General features: G+C 66.8%; 22 protein-coding genes. 7 read left to right on the forward strand and 15 right to left on the reverse strand.

Annotated features, from left to right (window positions below):
• Positions 1-43: 43 nt before the first annotated feature.
• The 5 genes from IWX78_RS08245 to IWX78_RS08265 all read right to left on the reverse strand — a co-directional run bounded on the left by IWX78_RS08245 (position 44) and on the right by IWX78_RS08265 (position 4,182).
• A complete protein-coding gene (locus tag IWX78_RS08245; protein WP_196833039.1) occupies positions 44-1,114 on the reverse strand; it encodes a threonine aldolase family protein in 1,071 nt (356 codons plus the stop codon).
• 12 nt (positions 1,115-1,126) lie between these two features.
• Positions 1,127-1,666, reverse strand: a complete 540-nt coding sequence (locus IWX78_RS08250) for an SRPBCC domain-containing protein (protein ID WP_196833040.1) — start codon at positions 1,664-1,666, stop codon at positions 1,127-1,129.
• Between the two features lie 84 nt (positions 1,667-1,750).
• The gene (locus IWX78_RS08255) at positions 1,751-2,098 is read right to left on the reverse strand and encodes a hypothetical protein (RefSeq protein ID WP_196833041.1); all 348 of its coding nucleotides are present in this window, start codon (positions 2,096-2,098) and stop codon (positions 1,751-1,753) included.
• A 96-nt stretch (positions 2,099-2,194) separates the two neighbouring features.
• Positions 2,195-3,301 (reverse strand): ABC transporter permease, encoded by a 1,107-nt coding sequence (locus tag IWX78_RS08260; protein ID WP_196833042.1) that lies wholly within the window; start codon positions 3,299-3,301, stop codon positions 2,195-2,197.
• A complete protein-coding gene (locus IWX78_RS08265; RefSeq protein WP_196833043.1) occupies positions 3,298-4,182 on the reverse strand; it encodes an ABC transporter ATP-binding protein in 885 nt (294 codons plus the stop codon). Before IWX78_RS08265 ends, IWX78_RS08260 begins: the two co-directional genes overlap by 4 nt.
• A 133-nt stretch (positions 4,183-4,315) precedes the next feature.
• On the opposite strand from IWX78_RS08265, the gene IWX78_RS08270 reads away from it, so the two are divergent.
• Entirely contained in the window at positions 4,316-5,515 is a 1,200-nt protein-coding gene (locus IWX78_RS08270; protein ID WP_334684637.1) for an MFS transporter, read from the forward strand.
• Between the two features lie 54 nt (positions 5,516-5,569).
• Here the strand turns inward: IWX78_RS08270 and IWX78_RS08275 are convergent, their stop codons facing one another.
• The 6 genes from IWX78_RS08275 to IWX78_RS08300 all read right to left on the reverse strand — a co-directional run bounded on the left by IWX78_RS08275 (position 5,570) and on the right by IWX78_RS08300 (position 12,006).
• Positions 5,570-6,238, reverse strand: a complete 669-nt coding sequence (locus IWX78_RS08275) for a response regulator (RefSeq protein ID WP_196833045.1) — start codon at positions 6,236-6,238, stop codon at positions 5,570-5,572.
• Positions 6,235-7,632: a sensor histidine kinase gene (locus IWX78_RS08280; RefSeq protein ID WP_196833263.1), complete on the reverse strand. Its 1,398-nt coding sequence runs from the start codon at positions 7,630-7,632 to the stop codon at positions 6,235-6,237. Before IWX78_RS08280 ends, IWX78_RS08275 begins: the two co-directional genes overlap by 4 nt.
• Before the next feature lie 55 nt (positions 7,633-7,687).
• Positions 7,688-8,353, reverse strand: a complete 666-nt coding sequence (locus IWX78_RS08285) for an SDR family NAD(P)-dependent oxidoreductase (RefSeq protein ID WP_334684638.1) — start codon at positions 8,351-8,353, stop codon at positions 7,688-7,690.
• Positions 8,346-9,761: a DUF6421 family protein gene (locus IWX78_RS08290; RefSeq protein ID WP_196833046.1), complete on the reverse strand. Its 1,416-nt coding sequence runs from the start codon at positions 9,759-9,761 to the stop codon at positions 8,346-8,348. The genes IWX78_RS08285 and IWX78_RS08290 overlap by 8 nt, the downstream gene beginning before the upstream one ends.
• Before the next feature lie 204 nt (positions 9,762-9,965).
• On the reverse strand, positions 9,966-11,060 hold the full coding sequence (locus IWX78_RS08295) for a Glu/Leu/Phe/Val dehydrogenase family protein (RefSeq protein ID WP_196833047.1): 1,095 nt from the start codon (positions 11,058-11,060) through the stop codon (positions 9,966-9,968).
• A 130-nt stretch (positions 11,061-11,190) separates the two neighbouring features.
• Positions 11,191-12,006, reverse strand: coding sequence for a class II glutamine amidotransferase (locus tag IWX78_RS08300; protein WP_196833048.1), 816 nt, complete (start codon positions 12,004-12,006; stop codon positions 11,191-11,193).
• An 81-nt stretch (positions 12,007-12,087) separates the two neighbouring features.
• On the opposite strand from IWX78_RS08300, the gene IWX78_RS08305 reads away from it, so the two are divergent.
• Positions 12,088-13,191: a carboxylate-amine ligase gene (locus IWX78_RS08305; RefSeq protein WP_196833049.1), complete on the forward strand. Its 1,104-nt coding sequence runs from the start codon at positions 12,088-12,090 to the stop codon at positions 13,189-13,191.
• A 4-nt stretch (positions 13,192-13,195) separates the two neighbouring features.
• Here the strand turns inward: IWX78_RS08305 and IWX78_RS08310 are convergent, their stop codons facing one another.
• The 3 genes from IWX78_RS08310 to IWX78_RS08320 are packed head-to-tail and all read right to left on the reverse strand — an operon-like array spanning position 13,196 to position 16,142.
• Positions 13,196-14,122, reverse strand: a complete 927-nt coding sequence (locus IWX78_RS08310; protein WP_196833050.1) for an ABC transporter permease — start codon at positions 14,120-14,122, stop codon at positions 13,196-13,198.
• Positions 14,123-14,182: 60 nt separating this feature from the next.
• Positions 14,183-15,220, reverse strand: coding sequence for an aliphatic sulfonate ABC transporter substrate-binding protein (locus IWX78_RS08315; RefSeq protein WP_196833051.1), 1,038 nt, complete (start codon positions 15,218-15,220; stop codon positions 14,183-14,185).
• 40 nt (positions 15,221-15,260) lie between these two features.
• Positions 15,261-16,142 (reverse strand): ABC transporter ATP-binding protein, encoded by an 882-nt coding sequence (locus IWX78_RS08320; protein ID WP_196833052.1) that lies wholly within the window; start codon positions 16,140-16,142, stop codon positions 15,261-15,263.
• A gap of 141 nt (positions 16,143-16,283) precedes the next feature.
• On the opposite strand from IWX78_RS08320, the gene IWX78_RS08325 reads away from it, so the two are divergent.
• Both IWX78_RS08325 and IWX78_RS08330 read left to right on the forward strand, forming a co-directional pair.
• A complete protein-coding gene (locus tag IWX78_RS08325) occupies positions 16,284-17,300 on the forward strand; it encodes a magnesium and cobalt transport protein CorA (RefSeq protein ID WP_196833053.1) in 1,017 nt (338 codons plus the stop codon).
• The gene (locus tag IWX78_RS08330) at positions 17,291-18,682 is read left to right on the forward strand and encodes a cryptochrome/photolyase family protein (RefSeq protein ID WP_196833054.1); all 1,392 of its coding nucleotides are present in this window, start codon (positions 17,291-17,293) and stop codon (positions 18,680-18,682) included. The genes IWX78_RS08325 and IWX78_RS08330 overlap by 10 nt, the downstream gene beginning before the upstream one ends.
• Here the strand turns inward: IWX78_RS08330 and IWX78_RS08335 are convergent.
• Positions 18,679-19,497, reverse strand: a complete 819-nt coding sequence (locus tag IWX78_RS08335) for an alpha/beta fold hydrolase (protein WP_196833055.1) — start codon at positions 19,495-19,497, stop codon at positions 18,679-18,681. The two genes, IWX78_RS08330 and IWX78_RS08335, sit on opposite strands and share 4 nt — an antisense overlap.
• 84 nt (positions 19,498-19,581) lie before the next feature.
• Between IWX78_RS08335 and IWX78_RS08340 the strand changes: the two genes are divergently transcribed.
• The 3 genes from IWX78_RS08340 (at position 19,582) to IWX78_RS08350 (ending at position 23,093) form a co-directional block, all read left to right on the forward strand.
• On the forward strand, positions 19,582-20,502 hold the full coding sequence (locus IWX78_RS08340) for an AEC family transporter (RefSeq protein WP_196833056.1): 921 nt from the start codon (positions 19,582-19,584) through the stop codon (positions 20,500-20,502).
• Between the two features lie 242 nt (positions 20,503-20,744).
• Positions 20,745-21,776, forward strand: a complete 1,032-nt coding sequence (locus IWX78_RS08345) for a LacI family DNA-binding transcriptional regulator (RefSeq protein WP_196833057.1) — start codon at positions 20,745-20,747, stop codon at positions 21,774-21,776.
• 24 nt (positions 21,777-21,800) lie between these two features.
• A complete protein-coding gene (locus IWX78_RS08350; protein WP_196833058.1) occupies positions 21,801-23,093 on the forward strand; it encodes an extracellular solute-binding protein in 1,293 nt (430 codons plus the stop codon).
• Positions 23,094-23,096: the final 3 nt, after the last annotated feature.

A 23,096-nucleotide genomic window follows, 5' to 3' on the forward strand; every position in this document is an offset into this window, starting at 1 on the left:
TGGCCCTCTTCGCGTCGGGTTCGCAAGAGTTTCTGTGGGGAGGCTAGCGGGAGAGTTCGGCCCGGATGCCGTCGACGAAGGCGTCGATGTCGGCTTCCGTCGTGTCGAACGACGCCATCCAGCGCACCTCGTTCTTCGTCGCATCCCAGTCGTAGAAGCGGAAGGTCTCACGCAGGCGGTCGGCAGAGCCAGCCGGCAGGGTGGCGAACACCGCGTTCGACTGCGTGGGCTGGCTGAAGGAAAGACCGGTGATCGCGCCAGTCGCGACGAGGTCGTCGAGCGAGTTGCGCAGGCGGGCGGCCATGGCGTTCGCGTGCGACGCCGACCGCAGCCAGAGGTCGCCGTCGAGCAGGGCGATGAGCTGGGCAGAAACGAAACGAAGCTTCGACGCGAGCTGCATGTTGAGCTTGCGCAGGAAGATCAGCCCGTCGGATGCCTCCGGGTTCAGAACGACGACGGCCTCTCCGAACAGAAGCCCGTTCTTCGTGCCGCCGAAGGAGAGAACGTCGACACCGGCATCCGTGGTGAAATCGCGGAACGGAACACCGAGGGACGCGGCGGCGTTCGACAGCCGGGCCCCATCCATGTGTAGTTTCATCCCGTGGCTGTGGGCGTGGTCGGCGATCGCTCGCACCTCGTCGACGCTGTACAGCGTCCCGAGTTCAGTCGACTGGGTGATCGAGACGACGAGCGGCTGCGCTCGGTGCTCGTCGCCCCAGCCCCACGCTTCCTGGTCGATGAGCGCTGGGGTGAGCTTGCCGTCTGGCGCGTCGACGGTGAGCAGCTTCATGCCGCCGACCCGCTCGGGCGCGCCGTTCTCGTCGACGTTGATGTGGGCGGTCGATGCCGAGATCACTGCACCCCAGCGCGGGAGCATCGACTGCAGGCCGACGACGTTGGCACCGGTGCCGTTGAACACGGGGAACACCTGCACGCCACCACCGAAATGCGATGCGAACACGCTCTGGAGACGGTCGGTGTAGACATCCGCTCCGTATGCCGTCTGGTGGCCGCCGTTCGCCGAGGCAATGGCCTCGAGCACCTCGGCGTGCGCGCCGGCGTAGTTGTCGGAGGCGAAGCCACGGGAGTTCACGTCATGCAGGGTGTCAGTCACCCCTCTAGTCTCTCAGTCGCCGAAGAGTTCGCTGTACTTCTCGTGCAGGTCGTCCCAGCCATGCAGCTTCGCGGCCTCACCCACCATTCTCTGGACATCCGTCCCACCGGCGACGCCGTCGAGGACAGCGAGGCAGAGGTGCCAGCCGGCCGCATAGCTCGCGGCGTTGGCTCGGTCGTCGAAGGTGTGGCTCAGCCTCACGACGGTGCTCGACGCCGTCGGTGCCAGTTCGATGTCGAGAGGGTCTCCTCCCCAGATGAGCGACAGCATCCGCTGGGGCGAAACGGTGACGATGGTGCCGATCGAGTCTTCTGTGCTCTCGTCTTCTGCATGCGCGACTCCCGCTTCGGGGAGGGAGACGAAGCCGGTCTCGGTGAGATCCCTGTCGGGATCGAACGGCGCCCACCGACTGACCAGACTCTGCTCGGTGAGCGCAGCCCAGACGTCGTGGGGGGAATGCGGCAACGTGCGTTCGACGGCGAGGAGCCAGCGTTGCCCGAGATCCGTCAGTGTTGCCTCGATCGGATGCGGCGGAAGCTGCGACGTCGACATGGAACCCTCCCTGGTGTTGGTCCAGTCTGGTGGGCGCGGCCACGCACGTCCAGCGTTCGTCGATCCGGCGAACGCCGGCGAGGGTCAGACGACGAGCAGGTCCAGCAGAAGTGGCGTGACGGCCGCCCAGGCGGTCCCGAAGATCAGAGCGGCGAGGATGCCGGCGACCGACATCCGTTTGCTGGTCGGTTCGAGCCCGACGCCGAGCAGGCCGAACAGGATGCCGGCGATCGGCACGATCACCGTGAACCCGACCAGCATCGACGACAGCCCAAGCACGAGAGCGGTGACGCTCAGGCGCTTGGGCTGTGGTTCGATGTGGACAGGTTCCGGAATCCGCACGGGGTTGATCATCGCGTGGTAGCGGAGCGGGTTGAGGGTCTGTTGCCGTTCGCGTCGGGTGACGGGGTGAGGCGTGAGTGAAGACGTCATTACGGTCCCTTCGGGTGGACACCGAGTAGAACCGCAGACTATTCCTGAGCAATCCTCATGTCACTAGGGTTTCCCGAAATGGCCCCCGAAGACGTGTCAGCCGCGAAGTGCTTCGCCGAGCTTCACCCGCGCACCCATCCGGAGGAGCGAGTTCTGGTAGATCCGCGAACCGAGCCAGATCGTCACCAGGGTGGTGACGGTGAGCAGCGCGAGCGACAGCAGCGGCTCCCACCACTCGGCGCTGCCGAGGAACAGCCGAACGGGCATCGCCACCGGCGCTGAGAACGGGACGTACGACATGATCGCCAGGACCGTCGGATTGTCGTTGAAGAAGATGACGAGGAAGTACGGGAGCATGACAAGCATCGTCACCGGGGTGGTGGTCGAGCCGATGTCTTCCTGACGCGACACCATCGAGGCGGTCGCCGCGAACAGGGCCGCAAGAAGGATGAACCCGATCGCGAAGAACAGCGCGAACCAGACGATCGGCATGCCGAGCCCTGACAACAAATCGGTCTGGCCGGTGATCGTGAGGCCGATGATCGAGAGTGCTGAGATCACCGCGATCTGACCGAAGGCCAGGATCGAGTTGCCGACGACCTTGCCCGCGAGGAGCGCGTGCACCGGGATCGCCGACATGAGGATCTCGACCACACGGGTCTGCTTCTCCTCGACGACGTTCTGCGCGATCGTCGAACCGAACGTCATCGCAGACATGAAGAAGACGAGGCCGAAACCGAGAGCGACGAGGTAGGCGATGAGCGGGTTGGTGGCGCTGTCATCGAGCAGTTGCACCGGAGGGGCCATGCTCAGCATGCCCACCAGAGACGACGGTACTTCGGTGTCTGCGATGATCGCGATTCCCAGGGGAGTCGAGCCATCCGGAACGATGGCCGCGTCGACGGTGCCATTCTCGACGAGTGCGGTGGCCGCCTCGACGCTGTCGGAGTCGGTGACCTCGAGACCGTCGACACCGGCAATCGACTGGGCAGCCACACCGACGACCGCGACCGGCGTCTTGTCGGTGTTCTGCGCGGCGAACCCGCCGATCACGATCGACGCGAGCACGAGCGCGAGCAGGATGCCCGTCGAGATGAGGAACGCTTTGCTGCGCAGCCGCATCGTCAGTTCACGTTCGGCGACGAGCCAGGTGCTCTGGGCGAGGCTGGGCGCAGCCGGGCGGGTGCGGGCCGTCGTGGTCATCGGATGACCTCCTTGAAGATCTGGGCGAGAGAAGGATGCTGGGGAGCGAACGTGGCGACGTCGCCACGGCCGATGGCGTTCCGGAGGACCGCCTGCGCGGTCTGCTCGGTGTCGACGTCGAAGAGGGCGTATCCGCCGTCGAACTCGATGACGCTCACGCCAGGGACGGAGCGCAGCCAGCCGGCATCCCCGCTGGAGATCAGTTCGTAACGCAGGGTGGAGTGGCTGGCCCTGATCGACTCGCGTGACCCGTTGGCGCGGACGGTGCCGTCGGCGATGATGACCAGGTCGTCGCAGAGACGTTCGACGATGTCGAGCTGGTGCGAAGAGAACAGCACGGGAGCGCCGGCAACGGCTCGGTCCTTGAGCACACCGACCACGACATCGACGGCCATGGGGTCGAGCCCGGAGAAGGGTTCGTCGAGGATGAGGACCTCGGGATCGTGCACGAGTGCTGCAGCGATCTGGGCGCGTTGCTGGTTGCCGAGAGACAGGCTCTCGACGGGGGAGTTGGCGCGTTCGCCGAGGCCCAGCTGCTCGAGGAGGTTCGTGGCGTTCCTCTTGGCGGCCGCTGATGTGAAGCCGTGCAGCCTCGCGAGGTAGACGAGCTGCTCCTCGACCTTCATCTTCGGGTACAGGCCGCGCTCCTCGGGCATGTACCCGAACAGCCGCCGGTCGGCGGGTGTGAGCTTGCTCCCTCCGAGCGTGACCGTTCCGCTGTCCGACGACAGCACACCCAGGATGATGCGCATCGTCGTGGTCTTACCCGCCCCGTTGCCGCCGACGAAGCCGGTCATCCGCTCGGGGAGGACGTTGAAGCTGACATCGGTGAGCACCTGCTTGGTGCCGTACTTCTTGTTGACGTCTCGAATCTCGAGCATGGGATCTCCTCTGTACCAGTGTCTCCACCGTACGTCTGCGACGCGCACAGCGGCATCCGCCTGCCGACGGGTCTTTGCGCTCCGCCGCGAGGGGGACATGAGGCCAGCCACGCGGCTGGCCTACGCTGGGCTGGTGCCCCGAGTCCCGCTGTTCCGTCGCCTCCCGGCCGACCGGCCTCGGTTGTCGCGTGATGTGAAAGTGCTCGGAGTCGTCGCGTTCTTCGTGATGGTCGGTTTCGGTGTCGTCGTGCCGGTTCTGCCGGTCTACGTCAGCAGTTTCGGCGTCGGTTACCTCGAGGTCGGTGCCGTCGTCTCGGCGTTCGCGCTGATGCGGTTCGCGGCCAGCCCATTCTGCGGGCGCCTCATCGATCTGTTCGGAGAGCGGATGCTGCTCGCGATCGGCATCGGGATCGTCGCCGTGTCGAGCGGACTGGTCGGCCTTGCCCACAGCTATGTTGAGGTCCTCCTGTTGCGCGGCGCCGGCGGAATCGGTTCGGCCATGTTCACCGTGTCGGCGATGACGCTGCTGCTCCGCTCCACCTCACCGGGCATGCGCGGTCGCTCGGTCGGCTTCTACCAGGGCGGATTCCTCATCGGCGGGATGGCCGGTCCTGCGATCGGAGGGGTGCTCGCCACGATCTCGCTGACCGCCCCCTTCTTTTTCTACGCGGGCACGCTCGCAATCGCCGGACTGGTCGGCATCCTTCTGCTGCGTCCGAAGACGGCAGCAGCCGAGGACGCCGGAGCGGCACCGGCGGTGCCGCTCCGAACGGTGTTGCGGGACCCGCGGTTCCGTGCGGCCTGCCTCGCGAACTTCGCGAACGGGTGGACGTCGCTGGGCGTGCGAAGCGCCCTCGTGCCGGTGCTCGTCGTCGAAGTGCTGTCTGGAACGCCCGCATGGACCGGGGTTGCGTTCGCGATAGCCGCGGTCGTGCAGACGGTCGCGCTCGGGCCGGCGGGGCGGTTCGTCGATACCGTCGGGAGACGCCCCGCGATCCTCGCGGCGTACGCCGTGGCATCCGTCACCGTGGTCGGCGTCTCGATCGCGCCGAACTTCGCGGTGCTCACTGCGCTGCTCTGCGTCTACGGGATCGCCGCCGCGTTCATGGGTACAGCGCCTGCGGCCGCGGTCGGTGATGCCACGGCAGGTGCCCGTGGTGGACGACCGGTGGCCTTCTTCTCGATGGCGAGCGACCTGGGCGCGATCCTCGGCCCGCTCGTCGCCGGCTGGCTGGTGGATGTGGCGTCATTCCCCGCCGCGTTCGGCGTCGCCGCCGTGTTCCTGCTCATCGCGGCGCTGTCCGCGCTGAGGATGCCGCGCGAACGGGTGTGACGGCTGCGCGTAGTTCGCCCGCGAGCCACGAGCCGCGAGCCAGGCGGCACCCGGCTACGCCCCTGGCACCGCCACGCGGTTCTCGTATGCCCACACCACGGCCTGGATGCGGTCGCGCAGGCCGAGCTTCTGCAGCACCTTCGACACGTGTGACTTCACCGTCGCTTCGCCCACGAAGAGGCTGGTGGCGATCTCAGCGTTCGACATTCCCTGAGCCACGAGTTGCAGCACTTCGGCCTCACGGTCGGTCAGGGTGTCGAGAGCGTCCGGGGCGGGCTCTGCCTGGCCGGCCGGCTGCGACCCGAACCGCTCGATCACCCGACGGGTCACGCCAGGCGACAGCAGTGCGTCTCCGGCCGCGACCACCCGAACCGCATCGATGAGCTGCTCAGGCGTCGAATTCTTGAGCAGAAACCCGCTCGCTCCTGCCTGCAACGCCTCGAACAGGTAGTCGTCGCGGTCGAAGGTCGTCAGAATGAGCACCGCGGATGCCACCGAGTCGTCAGCGACGATGAGACGCGTCGCCTCGATACCGTCCATGTCCGGCATCTGCACGTCCATGCAGATGACGTCCGGGTTCAGGGCGATGGCGCGCTCGAGAGCCTGGGCGCCTGTACCGGCCTCCCCGACGATCTCGATGTCGGGCTGGGAACCGAGGATGATCCGAAACCCGGCTCGCACCATGTCGTGATCATCGGCCAGCAGGACGCGGGTCGCGGTCATCGGGTGCTCCTCGGTGTGCTCGCGTCTGAGGGTGGGCGTTCGCTCGACGCGCCGGCGTCCGAAGCGCCGGCGTCCGAAGCGCCGTGAGAGTCGGCATCCGCCGCGCTGTCGACCGGGCGACCCAGAGGCACCCGGGCACGCACGAGATATCCGCCGCGAGGTCGCGGGCCGAGCTCGAGCGTGCCGCCGAGGGCGTCGATCCGTTCGCGCATCCCGATATGGCCGAGACCTCCCGCCCGCGGTTTCGACGGCACAGTGCCCGTGTTCGACACCTCGATCTCGACAGCGCCATCGAGGTAGCGGAGCCTCACATCGGCGGTCGCAGCAGAACCCGCGTACTTGCGGGCGTTGGTGAGCGCTTCCTGGGCGATCCGGTAGATGCTCAGGCTGACCAGACCGGTGACCTCGGTCGGGGTGCCGACGACTTCGAGCGTCGTCGGCAGGCCGGATGCCGTCGAGTCGGCTGCGAGCGTCGCGATCGCACCGAGGCCGAGGGTGGATGCGCTGAGAGACGCGGCATCCGCCTGGTCGTTCTCACGAAGGGTGTGCAGCAGTTTCTGCAGTTCGTCGATCGCGGTCCTAGCGCCGAGTTCGACGTTGGCGAGCGCGTCTCGTGCCGCCCGCGGGTCGGAGTCGAGAACGGTGCGGGCTGCTCCTGCCTGCACACCCATCACCGACACGTGGTGAGCGACGACGTCGTGGAGTTCACGGGCGATGCGCACCCGTTCGAGGGCGACGGCCTGGCCGGCGGTGCGTTCCCGTTCGCGCTCGAGTTCCTCGGTGCGGTACTCGAGCAGGGCCTGCTGCCTGGCTGAGGCGTACGAGCGGTCACCGAAGTAGTATGCACCGCCGAAGTAGAGCAGGTTGGTGAGGATCTGGATCATGAGAAAAGCGACGAGGGGTGAGAACATGCCCACCCGCGAGAAACCTTCGAGCGCGTCGGGGTCTGTGGTCTGGCGGAACATGGCCAGAACCAGCCAGGCCAGCATGGCCGCGATGATCCCGCAGCGCACGAGGAGCGCCGTGCGCCGGTTGTCCACCCACGCACCGACGGCGTAGAGCGCCATGAACAGGGTGATGTTGCAGATCAGCAACTCGGGCACGCGCAGCTCGCCGCCGCCGATGAACGCGGCAGACACGACGACGGCTGCGATGTTCGGCCAACGGCGTCGCCAGGCCAGCGGGAGGGTGATGAGGACGGCCCAGATGAGACTCACCCACATCGGTGCAGGATCCTCGTAGACACCGGCGACCTGGTACAGCATGAGGCTGAGCAGGGCGCCGACGAAGAGCACGGCGGCGAGGATCGCGTCGGTGCGCAGTTCTTTCGCGGTCACCGGTGGCCGGCGCCACGACGGGTCGCCGGGATCGAAAGCAGGCAGAACGGGAGACATCACGGTCCCACGCTAGCGAGTGGGGGTGGTGCTGGCATCCGTCGTGCGACGGACTTCAGCCATCCGGGCTGAGAAGGACGCGGCTGAGGGGATCGGATGCTCTCTTCGCGTCCCACAGGCCGACCACCTCTGTGGCGAGTCGCGATTCGAGCCCGTCGAGTGCTGCGACGACAAAGATCGTGGCGGATGCCGCCGGCGCGGTTTTCGCGAAGCCGCGGGCGATCGCCCGCACCCAGGTCTCGGCGGCTGACTTCACCGTGGCATAGTTCGCGCCGCCCGGTGCCGGGGAATCGACCGAGGTGCTGGACACGATGGCGAGCCGACCGGCATCCGACGCCGACAGGTCGTCCACGAACACCCGGGTGGTGCTGCGCAGGGTTGTCAGGACCCGGCGTTCCAGGAAGTCCCAGTCCTCGTCGGTCTGTCCGGCAAGGCCACCGCCACCGCGCCAGCCGCCAACGAGGTGGATGAGCCCGTCTATGCGCTGATGGGCATGTATCTGCTCTGCGAGTCGTTCGACATCGCCGAGGTCAGCGAGGTCGCAGACGACACCTCTGACGTCCGGCACCGTGTCGGTCAGGGCACTCACGCGGCCGGCGTCCGAACCGACCGCGATCACGTGCGCGCCCCCTGCCGCGAGTGCACGGCAGACGGCGATGCCGGCAGCGCTGGTCGCACCGGCGACGAGCACGGTGCGACCAGCGACGCCGTTCTCAGTCACGACCGGTGACTCCCGCCGTGGATTCGATGACGTCTCGCATCTTCTTCGACAGAGCCTCGTAGAACATCGAGAGCGGGAACTCGTCGTCCATCACGAGGTCGGTGTACCCTTTCGGGGCTCCGGTGAGCACGTCGTCCGGCAGCCCGCGGGCCCACGCCGACGCCGGGTGCGGTTCCAGCGTGCTCGAGACGAGGGCGTATGCGGCGAGCCAGTGCGAGACCTTCGGGCGGTCGATGGAACGCCAGTACAGGTCGTCGATCGTCGCACCAAGCGCAACAACCACGTCGGACACCTCAGCCCAGTCGATGGTCAGCGCCGTGTCTGTCCAGTGCAGCACATGGTGCTGGTGCAGCCACGCGAACAACAGTTGGCCGCCGAGTCCGTCGTAGTTGCGCACCCGGCTGCCGGTGAGCGCGAACCGGAAGATACGGTCGAAGATCACCGCGTACTGCACGAGCTTCGCGTGTGCGAGGATCTGCGTCTCCGCCTCGCTCAGCTCGACCGGGCTCTGGGCAGACAGCGTGCGTTCGAGCGTGACCGATTCCCTGAACGCCGTGAGGTCGCAGCGCAACTCCTCGAGCGAGTAGAGGAAGAACGGCATCCGCTGTTTGATCATGAACGGGTCGAACGGCAGATCACCGCGCATGTGGGTGCGATCGTGGATGAGATCCCACATGATGAAGGTCTCTTCGGTGAGCTTCTGATCCTCGAGGAGCGCCTGGGCGTCAGCGGGAAGGTCGAGCTTGGTGATCCCGGCAGCGGCCTTCACCACCCGGCGGAACCGCGCAGCCTCGCGGTCCGCGAAGATCGCGCCCCAGGTGAACGTCGGGATCGCGCGCATCGACACCGTCTCCGGGAACAGCACGGCCGAGTTGGTGTCATACCCCGGCGTGAAGTCGAGGAACCGGATCGGCACGAACAACGGGTTCGAGTAGTCGCCTGCTTCGAGTTCAGCCACGAAGTCGGGCCAGACGACCTCGATGAGCACCGCCTCGACGAGCCGGTCTGCTGACCCGTTCTGCGTGTACATCGGGAACAGCACGAGGTGGGTGCGTCCGTTCGTGCGGTGTTCCTGGGGCTGGAATGCGACGAGCGAGTCGTAGAAGTCCGGCACGCCGAATCCTTCGGTCACCCAACGATTCAGATCGACGACGACGGCTTCGAGGTAGGCGGCGTCCCACGGGAAGAGGGGCGCCAGTTCGCGAACGGATGCCGTGATCGTCGCGACGTGGTCGCGAGCGGTGGCGTGGGCATCCGCATCGGGAATCGAGCCGTCCTTGATCTGCAGTGGGCGGATGCCGGTGGCTGCGGCCTTGAGGCCCAGCCAGGCCGGGTGAAGGGGCAGGTCGCGGGTGTCTTCGAGCACCTCGGGCTCGCCAACGATGACACGTGTGTGAATTTCAGACATAACAACCCTCCCGGTGCTGGAATCGAACTGCGGATGAGTCGAGCGTATCCGGGGGCGGTCAGGCGTTTCTTTGACTCCTGCGGAGTTTGGCTGCGCAGACGGCGGCGCCCGCGCAGGTTAACTGCGTCTGCCGCGAGTTGCTGGGTTTGGAGGGGTGCAGCCGGGCTGTGACCCTGCAAACCCAGCACCTCGCGGGGGTGAGGCTTACGCTGCCTGCAGCTTCACGGCATCCAGTCGGTCGGTCGCGAGTTTCTCCGCTGCGACCAGGGTGGTGACCCCTTGCTCTTTCGCTGAGCGGTAGACGGCACTGATGGTGTCGCCGATGCCGTCGACCCGCCGGAGGATCGACTCGAGGTCTGCGCCGGGTCGCGACGCCATGTCGAGGTAGATCACACCTCCGGCGTTGGCGACGAAGTCCGGTGCCCAGAGGATGCCGCGCTCCGCGAGCTGCTCGGCGCCGTCGCGCTCGGCGAGCTGGTTGTTGGCGGCGCCGACGACGGCAGCGCACCGCAGCTGCGAGATGATGTCGTGGCTGAGTGCTCCGCCGACCCCGCACGGAACGAAGAGGTCGGTTTCGAACAGGTGCTCGTCGCCCGGCTCAATCCAGCTGGCCCCGATCTCTTCGGCAAGAGCACGCCTGGCCGGGTTCACGTCGGTGACGATGAGGGATGCCCCGTCGTCGGCGAGGCGCCGGGCGAGACGTCCGCCGACCTGGCCGAGTCCTGAGATGGTGGCGCGTCGTCCGCGCACGAGTGGGCTCCCGAAGGCGGCGTCCAGTGTGGCCACCAGCGCCGAGTACACACCGGCGGCCGTGGCATCGCTCGGCTCTCCGACCCCACCGCGGTCGGCAGGGAGCCCGGAGACGTGGCTGGTGCGCTCGGCGACGACGGCCATGTCTTCTGCGCTCGTGCCGACATCCTCAGCGGTCTGATAGCTGCCGCCGAGGCTGTCGACGGCATCACCGAGATCGAGCATGGCCGCACGCTTGGTCGCGACGTCGAGCTCGGTGCCCACAGGCACGAAGACCACTGACTTGCCGCCACCGCGGGAGAGGCCAGCGACCGCATTCTTGAGCGTCATGCCAGCGGAGAGCCGGAGGGAATCCTCGACGGCTTCGAGCCAGGACCGGTACTGCCAGACCCGTGCGCCGCCGAGTGCCGGCCCGAGTCTGGTGGAGTGGACCGCCACGCTGATCGTGAGCCCGGAACGGATGCCGCGGGTGATCAGAACGGTCTCGTGGTCGAGGGAGGGGGAGTGCAGGGCGTCCAGGGACGCGCCCGCGTGGAATGCTGACGTCATCGTCGTATCTCCTTGTGGGTGATGTCGATGCCCGGGTGTGGGCAGTGCCGGCTCGCGCGGGTGGCGCGGGTGCCGGCGACTCCATCACACCAAGAACGCCCGCCGTGCACAAGGGCGTGGCGGGGATCGATCAGCCCGCTGCTGCACGGTGGTCGATGCGTGGCACCAGGTGCGTGATGTCGCGGGAGCCCAGGTCGATCCGGATGGCCGTGTCAGAGGGCATCGGCGTCCAGCCGGCCGCGTCGAGCCCGCTCGAGATGACGTGAACGGCATCCTCCGTCACGCGGTAGTCCATCGCGTAATACTCGGTGGCGTGCCTGGCCGGCATCGAATCCTCATGCTCGAACAGAGCCCGCAATGCCCGCGGCGGGGACTCGGCCCTGCTGTTGATGTGCACGGCGAACAGGGCCTCTGGAGAGAGGAGCAGCGCGTTGAGGCTGAAGTCAGGAAACTCCCGCTGCAGGATCGCCAGCCCGCGGGTAACGCCCTCGGTGTCGTCGCCGGCCTCGGCGATGCACTGCAGCAGGAGCCTGAAGTAGCGTTCGCTGTCTGTGTCGCCGGTCAACCGGGCGAGCGACTCGGGTGTGAGCAGGCTGTCGAGGTGGGGGATCGGCGAGATGTTGCCGTTGTGGGCGAAGGCGTAGTCTCCGTCGACGAACGGATGCGTGTTCTCCGGGCAGATCGGAAGACCGGCGGTCGCCCAACGCAGGTGCAGCAGCCCGCTCGTGCCGAGCCGTGTCGCTGCCATTGCGGCGTAGTCATCGTCGAGTATTGCTGTTCCGGTGGAGTTGATCGACCGGATCCGCCCGTCGGCGTCGTGCCAGGCCGCGCCCCAGCCGTCGCCGTGCACGGCAGTGAGCGAGGTGAATGAGGCGAAGTCGTCGGGGCCGAGCACGTCGAGAACTGCGGTCGGGTGTCGAGAGACGTATCCCAGTAGCCGGCACACGGTCGCACCCCCTCTCGAATCCTTCTTCCTGAGCTTCGTCCATTACTTACGTTGAGGCAACCGAACTGGCAGAGTGACAGCATGCGAACCGTCGGGGTCGAAGAAGAACTCCTGTTGGTCAGTGCGGAAACGGGTCAGCCCGTGTCCGCTGCCAGTGACGTGCTGCGTCGCGTGCAGGATGCCGGTGCGGCCGGACACGACGGCGGCACACTCGACCACGAGTTCAAGCAGCAACAGATCGAGACGGCGTCGGCCCCTCACCGTTCCCTGACAGACCTGCGGGCCGATGTGACGGCGTGGCGGTCCACCGCCATCGACGCGGCGCGCACGGTGGACGCGCTCGTGATCGCCGCAGGAACATCGCCGATCCCGTCGGATTCCGTTCTAATGCCCGATGCGCGATATGAACGAATCGCCGACCTTCTCGCGCAGACGGCGCGGGACCAGTTGGCCTGCGCCTGTCACGTCCACGTGTTCGTCGAGTCCGACGATGAGGGGATCGCCGTTCTGGACCGCATCCGTGAATGGCTCCACGTGCTCGTTGCTCTCAGCGCCAACTCCCCGTTCTGGCATGGGGTCGACTCGGGATACGCCAGCTATCGGTCCGAAGTGATCCGCCGCTGGCCGACAGCGGTCGTGCCCGAGGTCTTCGGATCGGTCGCCGGCTATCAGGCATTGGTCACCGCGATGAAAGACACCCGGGTGATGCTCGACGACGGGATGGTCTACTTCGACGCGCGACTGTCGCACCACTACCCGACGGTCGAGATCCGAGTGGCTGATGTCTGCCCCGACGTCGATGACACGATCCTCATCGCCGCCCTGTGCAGGGGTCTCGTCGACACCGCGGCACGGGACTGGCGGGTGGGAGCGGCGCCGCGTGCAACCGCGGCGTCCCTCCTGCGTCTCGCGGGTTGGCACGCCGCCCGGTTCGGCCTGAGCGGCGATCTGCTCGACCCGCGAACGATGCGTCCGCAGCCTGCTGCGGTGGTGGTCGCCGCCCTCGTTGAGCACGTGCGATCGTCGCTGGCCGCCAATGGCGACGAGGAATCCGTCGACAGACAGGTGGGCAGGGTGCTCGAGCGCGGCACCGGTGCCGACCGGCAACGGGCGGTGCTCAGCCGCACCGGTCAGCTCGCCGACGTGGTCACCGACCTCGCCCGCGTCACGGCCGGGGGGAACTGAGCGGTCAGCCCCAGCGCTTGTTCACCCAGCGCTCGAACAGCCCGACCAGGGAGTCGGTGAGTTTGCCGAGCAGGGCGAGGAGCACGATGGCGAGGAAGATGCGGTCGATGCGCCCGTTGTTCTGCGAGTCGCTGAGAAGGAAGCCCAGACCCATCGACGCGCCGAGAAGCTCGGCGGCGACGAGGAACAGCCACGCCTGGGCGAGCGCCAGCCGCAGCCCGGAGACGACCGAAGGAAGGACGGCTGGGAGTTGCACCGTCGTGAACAGGCGGGTCCCGTTCAGCCCGAACGCCCGCCCGGCTTCGACAAGCTGTCGGTCCACGTGCCGAAGGGCCGCTGACACCGTCGTATAGACCGGGAAGAACGCGCCGATGGCGATGAGGGTGATCTTCGATTCCTCCCCGTACTTCAGCCAGATGATGAGGAGTGGAACCCAGGCCAGGGACGGCACAGCGCGAATCGCACCGAGGGTGGGGGAGAAGAGGATGTCACCGAGGCGGGACAGGCCGACGACCGCTCCGAGGAGAAGTCCGAGGGCTGCGCCGATCGAAAAGCCGATGAGCACTCGCTGGGTGGAGATCGCCGTGTATTGGCCGAGCTGGCCCCGCTGTGCGAGGTCGACGGCTGCGGCCCACACCATGGCCGGGGACGGAAGCTGCGAAACGGAGACGAGCCCGAGAGAGGAGACGACCTGCCACACGATCAGGACGATCGCCGGGATGAACGCCCCACCGATAATGATGAACCAGGTGCGCCGCGTGAGCCGCTTCCGACCAGCCACCCGGTCTGCGCGCCCGTCGGCCGCTTCGGTCTCAGCGACAACGGCAGGGCGCGCGCGACCCGCGACCGGCCCATCGCTCTCCGGACCGGTCGTCGAGACCGTGCCCGCGCGTATCTCATCGCCCGTCGTGACGTTGTCGTTGTGACTCATGCTCGGTCCTTGGTGAATGTGAGGGTGTGGGTCCGCCGTGGCCGACCCACACCGAGGGCACTAGCCGATCGCGTCGGCGTCCGCCTGTTTCGCGAACTCGTCGTTGATGATCGAGTCGAGGGCTTCGTCGACCTGCTCCTGCGAGGCGACGTCACCGGATTCGACGAAGATCGGGCCGATGATCTCGAGGACGTCGCGCTGGGCACTGCCCGGGATCGGGTCGACGTCGAGGTTGGAACGCTCGGTGATGACCCGGGTGGCGACCGCGAGGTCGAGTCCGGCGACATCGGCGAGGATCTGAGCCGTCTCGTCCGGGTTCTCGGCAGCCCAGGCGCGGGCGTGCTCGTACGCGTTCACGACGGTCTGCGCGAGATCGGGCTTCTCGGTGAGGAACGTCTCCGTCGCGTTGAGGAAGCCGTAGCTGTTGAAGTCGACGTTGCGGTAGATGAGCTTCGCCCCCGATTCCTCGGCGCCGGCCATGATCGGGTCGAGACCTGACCAGGCGTCGACCGAACCGTTCTGCAGGGCCGCCCAGCCATCTGCGTGCTGGAGGTTCTCGATGGTGACGTCGTCCTGGCTGAGTCCCGCCTCTTCGAGCGCCTGCAGCAGGAAGAAGTACGGGTCGGTCCCCTTCGTCGCAGCGATCTTCTTGCCCTTGAGCTCCGCGACATCGGTGACGCTGGAGTCAGGTCCGACGACGAGCGCCGACCACTCCGGCTGGGAGTACAGGTCGATCACCTGGATGGGGGAGCCGTTGGAACGGGCGAGAAGCGCAGCGGAGCCTGCGGTCGAGCCGACGTCGATGGCGTTGGCGCGCAGGGCCTCGTTCGCCTTGTTCGACCCGGCCGACTGGATCCAGTTGACGGTGACGTCCTGGTCGGCGAGGGCGTCTTCCAGCCAGCCCTGGTCCTTGATGACGAGGGAGAGCGGGTTGTAGGTGGCGAAGTCGATGTTGAGCTCGCCACCCTCGGTGACGGCCGCAGAGTCGGAGGTGTCGGATGCCGGAGCGCCCGCGTTCTCACCGGCCACGCAGCCGGTGAGGAGCAGGGCTGCGGCGCCGGCGACGAGTGCCGCTGCGGAGAGTCGCTTGCGAATCATGGGAGGTCCTTTGCTGGGTGCTGGGTGCTGGGTGCTGGCGTCAGTACGGGTAGTGGGGGATGGCCGTCGTCGTCTCGACACCGCGGGCCGCGCCGTGGCGGTCGATGCCGAGACCGGCCAGAAGGCGTCCGCGGAGTTCGGCCAGTTCTGCCGAGCCCCGGTCACGTGGCCGGTGACCTGGAACGATGATTTCCTGAACGATGGAGGATCCTTCGGCGCCGGTGTCACGGCCGAGCAGGATGACGCGGTCGGCGAGTTGGAGGGCTTCGTCGACGTCGTGCGTGACCAGCAGAACGGTGGTCGGTGCCGCTCGGTGCACGTCGAGGAGCAGGTCCTGCATCTTGAGCCGGGTCAGCGCGTCGAGCGCGCCGAATGGTTCGTCGAGGAGGAGGACGCCGGGGTTTCTGGCCAGGGCCCGCGCGAGCGACGCCCTCTGGGCCATGCCTCCCGAGATCTCCCGCGGTCGGTGCCCGGCGAATTCGCCGAGGCCGACGAGTTCGATGAGTTCCCGCACGCGCGCGCTGCCCGCGGCTTTGGGCGTGCCGCGTGGCAGGCCGAGTGCGACGTTGTCTGTGACGCTGCGCCACGGCAGGAGACGCGGTTCCTGAAATCCGACGGCTGTTCGGTCGTCGAAGCCGGCGACGGGCGAGCCGTCGATGAGCACCCGACCCGATGATGCCGAATCGAGGCCTCCTGCGATTCGCAAGAGCGTCGATTTTCCGCATCCACTCGTGCCCAGAATGGCGAGGACCTCGCCGGGCGTCACCGTGATCGAGATGTCACGCAGAACCTGGCGGGCACCACCGTCGCCGGGAAAGGACCGACCGACACCCGCGAATTCGACGGTGTATGCGGCATCCGTCGCGCCGGACACAGCACGCGTGGTGCCGGAGATCACCGGTGCAGTGCTGGAAGATGGCATACGGGACTCCCGTAGGTGGTCAAGGGCGGGTGTGTCAACGGTAGCCACGAGTCCCGCGCATCGTTCGCCCGGCTGCAACACTGTGTAACACTGGCGCCCGGTCCCGTGTCGCTGGTCCCGGGCCGACGGAAGGAGCGCGAGATGGTCGTCGTCGACAATGCGGTGTACGTCCGCGGAGAGCGCGTGGCCACGCCGCCGAGCCTTGACGACACCTACGAGGTGCTGCACGAGAAGAAGGGCATGGCCTGGATCGGCCTGTACCGCCCGGATGCCGACGAGCTGCACTCGGTCGCCGCTGAGTTCGGCCTGCACGACCTCATGATCGAGGATGCGCTCCGTGGGCACCAGCGCCCGAAGCTCGAACGCTACGGCGATACTCTCTTCGGTGTCTTCAAAGCGGCGCGATACCTCGACGCGGAGGAACGCCTCGAGTTCGGCGAGGTGCACGTCGTCCTCGGCCCCGACTTCGCCATCACCGTCCGTCACTCCGAGACTCCGGACATCGGTGCCATCCGCCGTCGCCTCGAGGGCGACAGCCGCCTGCTGTCCCTCGGGCCCGAGGCCGTCCTCTATGCGGTTCTCGACGAGATCGTCGACGGCTACCAACCCGTCATCGACGGACTGGAGAACGACATCGACGAGATCGATGACGCCCTGTTCGCCGAGGGTCGCGAGTCGTCGAAGCGTATCTATGCGCTCAGCCGCGAGGTGATCGAGTTCCAGCGGGCAACCAAACCCCTCATCGGGATCTTCGAGTCGCTCGCATCCGGCTCCGACAAGTACGACGTCGACGTCGAACTCCGCCGCTACCTGCGTGACGTGCACGACCACGTTCTCCGTGTCGTCGAGCGGGCGGATGCCTTCCGCGCGGTCCTGCAGAATGCCCTCACCGTGAACAGTGCCCTCGTCGGGCAGCGCCAGAACGAGGAGACCAGGCGACTCTCTGAAGCGAGCTTCGCCCAGAGCGAGCAGGTGAAAAAGATCTCGAGCTGGGCAGCCATCCTCTTCGCCCCGACCCTCATCGGAACGGTCTACGGCATGAACTTCAGGTTCATGCCCGAGCTCGACTGGCCGCTCGGTTACCCCTTCGCTCTCATCCTCATGTTCGGAATGGGTGTCGTACTCTTCCTCGTCTTCAAGAAGAACAAATGGCTGTGACACCGTCCGTCGTCTGGTTCCGCGACGACCTCCGCCTCGACGACAACCCCGCGCTGTCGGCCGCCGCTCGGCGCGACGGCCCCGTCGTCGCCGTCTTCATCCTCGACGAGGAGTCCGCTGGCGTCCGCCCGCACGGTGGTGCCGCACGCTGGTGGCTGCATTCCAGCCTCACCTCCCTCGCGGCGTCGCTCAGCGAACTCGGGGTTCAGCTGATCCTGCGCCGCGGGCGGGCGGGAGACGTGCTTCCGCGCATCGTCGAGGAAGCGGGCGCTGGTGCGGTGTTCTGGAACCGGCGATACGGCCAGGCCGAGCGTGACGTCGACGCCGCCATCAAATCGCGGCTGCGCGGCGATGGACTCGAGGTGTCGAGCTTCGCGGCATCTCTGCTCTACGAACCGTGGACGATCCAGACCGGGCAGGGAACGCCGTACTCGGTGTTCACCCCGTTCTGGCGAGCATGCCAGGCCGCTCCGCCGCCCCGTGCACCGATTGACGCTCCGACAGCGATCGACGGGTCGACGTCCGCGCTGGGCACCGACACGCTCGGCGACTGGGAGCTCGAGCCTCGTCGTCCCGACTGGGCCGGCGGCTTGCGCGAGGCATGGGAGCCGGGCGAAGCATCCGCTCACCGCCTGCTCGAAGCGTTCCTCGAGAACAGCCTCGACGACTACGACGCCGAACGTGACCTCCCCGCACAGCAGGCGACGTCACGGCTGTCTCCGCACCTGCGCTGGGGTGAGATCAGCCCACACCGGGTCATGCACGAGACCGACCGGGCTCGGCACGGAGCGACCGGGCGCCGTGCGTCGAGCGCGAGCCGGTTTCTCACCGAACTGGGCTGGCGTGATTTCTGCGCCCACGTGCTGTTCGCCGCCCCTGACCTCGCCACGGTGAACTGGCGCAGGGAGTTCGACGCGTTCCCTTGGCCACCGCTCGATCACAAGGCACTCGATGCCTGGCAGCGAGGCACGACAGGAATCCCGATCGTCGACGCCGGCATGCGTGAACTGTGGCGCACGGGCAGCATGCACAACCGGGTGCGGATGGTCGTCGCCTCGTTCCTCACCAAAAACCTGCTCATCGACTGGCGCAAGGGCGAACAGTGGTTCTGGGATACCCTCGTCGACGCGGACGCCGCAAGCAACGCATTCAACTGGCAATGGGTGGCCGGATCAGGGGCGGATGCCGCTCCGTACTTCCGGATCTTCAACCCGGAACTGCAGGCGAAGAAGTTCGACCCGCACGGCGAATACATCCGCCAGAACGTGCCGGAGTGGGGCACGGATGACTACCCGCAGCCGATCGTCGACCTCGCTGAAACGCGCAAGGCGGCGCTCGCCGCATACGACGTCGTGACGAAGGCGAAGCGCGACTCCGACTAGAGACCGTTCGCGGCCAGCCAGGGAGAGACGACGGCGAGGAACTCGTCAGGATGCTCGACGCTCGGCAGGTGGGCGGCATCGGTGAACAGGTGCCTCGTGGCGCCGGGGACGGTGGCGGCAAGGTACTCGAACTGCATGAGCGCCGGGGTGATGTCGAACTCGCCGACGGTGACGAGAGCCGGCAGGTCGAGGTCGACGACCCGGTCGTACGCGGGCGGCTCGAGCTCGTCGGCCGCGTGTTCCTCTGGCGACTGGTGGTGCAGGTTCGCGCGGCCGAGGGCATACGCCCTCTGCACGAAGTCCGCATCGAGGTCCTCCTCATCCCGCAGCGGCCCGATCGCCCACAACTGTGTCTCGAGGTCGATCATGCGGCGGTAGTCCCTGTTCTCCCACGCCGCGTCGAGGGCGGAGCAGAGCGACTCCTCCTGGTCGGTGAGTTCGATCTCCGGAAAACCACCAGGGCCGGAACCGATGGTGACGAGGCCGGTGACCCGGTCTGGGGTCTCCACCGCGACGTCGATCGCGATCCGCCCGCCACGCGACGCACCGACGAACGTCGCCCGGGCGACCCCGAGGTGGTCGAGGATCCTCCGTGCGTCGTCGCGGTTGGAGAACCCGGATGCCTCGCATGTCGTCTGCCCGAACCCGCGGGTGTCATAACGGATGACGTAGTGGTCTGCTGCGAGGGAATCGATGAGGGGGTCCCACATCCGCAGCGTCGCGATGCCCGCGTGGATGAGCAGGAGTGGTTCGCCCGAGGCGTGTCCGGCTGTTTCGTAGTAGAGCCGGGCTCCCGGCACGTCGACGTGGGGCATGGATCGAGACTATCGAGGCTGAGGCGGCACAGCTAGAGCGGCATTGCGAAGGGGCGGGTCCTGTTTCCCTGCCACAATGGTCGAATGTCTGGCGTCCTCACGGGTTTCGGCGTCATCGGCGTCATCATTGCGATCGGCTACCTCGTCGGTCGCGTGAACCTGCTTGGGCCGACCAGCCAACCGGTTCTCGCCCGCACCGTGTTCTTCGTGCTGTCACCGTTCCTCCTGTTCACGGTGCTCGCCGATGCCGAAGTCGAGCGGCTTTTTTCCCCACTGCTCGTCGTGTCGCTCCTCGCGGCTCTCGTCGCCTTCGCGGTGTTCCTCGCCGTTGCCGTCGTGTTCTGGCGCCGCCGCCTGCCCGAGGCGACGATCGGCGCGCTGGCATCCGGCTACGTCAACGCCAACAACATCGGCATCCCGGTGTCTGTGTACGTGCTCGGGGACGCCGCGTACTCCGCCCCCGTCGTGCTGCTGCAGTTGCTCGTCTTCGCGCCCATCGCTCTCACCCTCCTCGATGTCGGGACGGGAGGGAAGGCATCCGTCGGTCGCATCCTCAGCCAGCCGTTCCGCAACCCGATCATCATCGGATCGCTGCTCGGGCTCGTCGTCTCGGTGACCGGGCTCGAGATCCCCGCACCGGTGATGGAGCCGTTTCGGCTCATCGGCGCTGCTGCCGTTCCGATGATGCTGATCAGCTACGGGATGTCGCTGCACGGCACGCGCATCCTCGAACCGGGAGTCGGGCGGCGCGATGTCATCCTGGCGACAACGGTGAAGCTGGCGATCATGCCGGTAGCGGCGTGGCTGATCGCGCAGTACGGGTTCGGGATCACCGGCGAGGAACTGTTCGCCATCGTCGTGCTCGCCGGCCTGCCGACGGCCCAGAACATCTTCAACTACGCGCAGCGGTACGACCGCGGTGTTCTGTTGGCGCGGGACACGATCCTGCTCACGACGATCGGATCGGTCGGGGTTCTGCTCGTCGCTTCGCTGCTGTTGCACTGACCGCTGCTGGGTCCGCTGCGGTGCACTTGTGCTGCACTTTTTTGCCGATGCTGCAGTTGCAACTGCAGCATCGGCAAGAAAGTGCAGCATCGACGGGATCGGCGTTGCTGCAAATGCAGCATCCGGCACACAAGTGCAGCACTCGTGAGCGGCCCGACGACATTTTCTTGACGCGCCACCTAAACCGGTATAGATTCGCCTAAACCGGTTAAGGTCCCGATCACCCTCAGTGCGGAGGCGACATGGCTCTACGTAAGCCGACGATCACTGATGTCGCGCGCACCGCCGGTGTCAGCAAAGGCCTCGTCTCTTTCGCACTCAACGACAAGCCGGGAGTATCGCCCGAGACACGCAAGCGGATCCTCGATGTGGCCGGAGATCTCGGTTGGCGCCCCAGCCTGAGCGCCCGCTCATTGTCGACGAAGACCTCGTTCGCCCTCGGGCTCGTCATCCGCCGCAAGGCCGAAGTCATCTCTGCAGACCCCTTCTTTCCCGCATTCATCGCCGGGGTCGAGTCCGTCCTCACCGAAGAAGGCCGGGCGCTCGTGCTGAGCGTCGTGCCTGATGCCACGGCCGAGATGAAAAGCTACCGAACCCTCGCCGGTGACAATCGAGTCGACGGCGTGTTCCTCACCGATCTCCGCCGCAACGACGAGCGGTTCGACCTGCTCGCCGAGCTCGCGCTCCCGGCTGTCGCGCTCGGCCGGCCTGGACCGGGTGTCGAGATCCCGTCGGTGCAGGTCGACGACACCCACGGCATCGCTGCGGCCGTCGCCCACCTCATCTCGCTCGGCCACAGGCGGATCGGCCACGTCGCCGGAGACCCTCACATGATGCACGGCGGACGCCGACGCAGCTCGTTCACCGACGCCATGCGCGACGCAGGGCTCGACCCGTCGCTCGTGATCGAGACCGACTTCTCGGCGTCGCAGGGAGCGGATGCCACACGCACGCTTCTGGGAGCGGGCGCCCCACCGACCGCGATCGTCTTCGCCAACGACCCGATGGCGATCGCCGGCCTCGGCGTCGCCCAGCAACTCGGTCTCCACGTTCCCGACGACCTGTCCATCACCGGGTTCGACGGCACCGACATCTCCGGATACGTCTACCCGGCGCTCACCACCATCACGAGCGACCCGGTCGAGTGGGGCAGGGTTGCCGCCCGCACCCTGCTCGCGCTCATCGCCGACGGCTCCGCCGAGAGCGTCGAGCTCCCGCCTGCCGCCCTTCTTGTCCGGGCCTCCACCGGCCCACCACCCCCCGCGGCACCGTAGCCGCACTCAACGAAGGAGAACACCGTGCAACGACGCACTCTCATCGGGGCGACCGCGACAGCGGCAGTCGCCCTTCTCGCGCTCACCGCGTGCTCAGGAGGAGGCGCTGCCAAGACCGACGCGCTCACCTCCACCGGTGACATCACCATCTGGTATTCCAACAACGAACAGGAAGTCGCCTGGGCCAAGGGCATGATCGAGGCCTGGAACGCCGAGAACCCGGAGGAGCAGGTCAAGGGCCAGGAGATTCCGGCCGGAAAATCCAGCGAAGAGGTCATCGGTGCAGCCATCACCGCAGGCACCGCCCCCTGCCTCGTTTTCAACACCGCACCGGCAGCCGTCGGCCAGTTCCAGAAACAGGGCGGCCTTGTCGATCTCACCACCTTCGAGGATGGGGCTTCGTACATCGAGGAGCGCAGCGGTGACTCTGCCGGGCAGTACGAAGCGCCGGAGGGCGGCTACTACCAGATGCCCTGGAAGTCGAACCCCGTCATGATCTTCTACAACAAGGACATGTTCACCGAGGCCGGCCTGGACCCCGAGAACCCCGAACTCGCCACATACGACGAGTTCCTCGCCACATCGAAGACCCTCGTCGACGCCGGCGTCGCACCATTTGCGATCAACCCGGCCCCGACAAGCGAGTTCTTCCAAACGCTCTTCGACTTCACTCCGCTCTTCGCAGCTGAAACCGGTGGGACCGGACTCGTCGAAGATGGCACGGCCACCTTCGGGGGCGAGGAAGGCCTCGACGTCGCCAACTTCTGGAAGTCGCTCTACGACGGCGGTCTCGCCGGTCGCGAGCAGTACCAGGGCGACGCATTCGCTGACGGGCATTCCGCCATGGCCATCGTCGGCCCGTGGGCCGTCTCGGTGTACAAGGATGCCGTGAACTGGGGCTCCGTTCCGGTTCCGACCAAGGCCGGCGTTGCGCCGGACGAGGTCTACACCTTCAGCGATGCGAAAAACGTCGGACTGTACTCCGCATGCAAGAACCAGGCGACCGCCTGGGACGTGCTCAAGTTCGCCACGAGCGAGGAGCAGGATGGACAGCTCCTCGAGCTGACCGGTCAGATGCCCCTGCGTCAGGACCTGCCTGAGGTCTACGCCGACTACTTCGAGGCGAACCCCGCTTACACGACCTTCGGTGACCAGGCTTCGCGCACCATCGAGGTCCCAGGGGGCAGCAACACCGTCGAGATGTTGCAGACCATCCGTGACGCATACACGAAGGCTGTCATCGCCGGTGAGGGCGACCTCGAAGAGGCGATGAAGGCTGCAGCTGACAAGGTCACCGAACTGGCGTCAGAGGGATAGACC

Origin of the sequence: Mycetocola sp. CAN_C7 (genome assembly GCF_015752285.1) — a bacterium.
Taxonomy (GTDB): Bacteria; Actinomycetota; Actinomycetes; order Actinomycetales; family Microbacteriaceae; genus Mycetocola_A.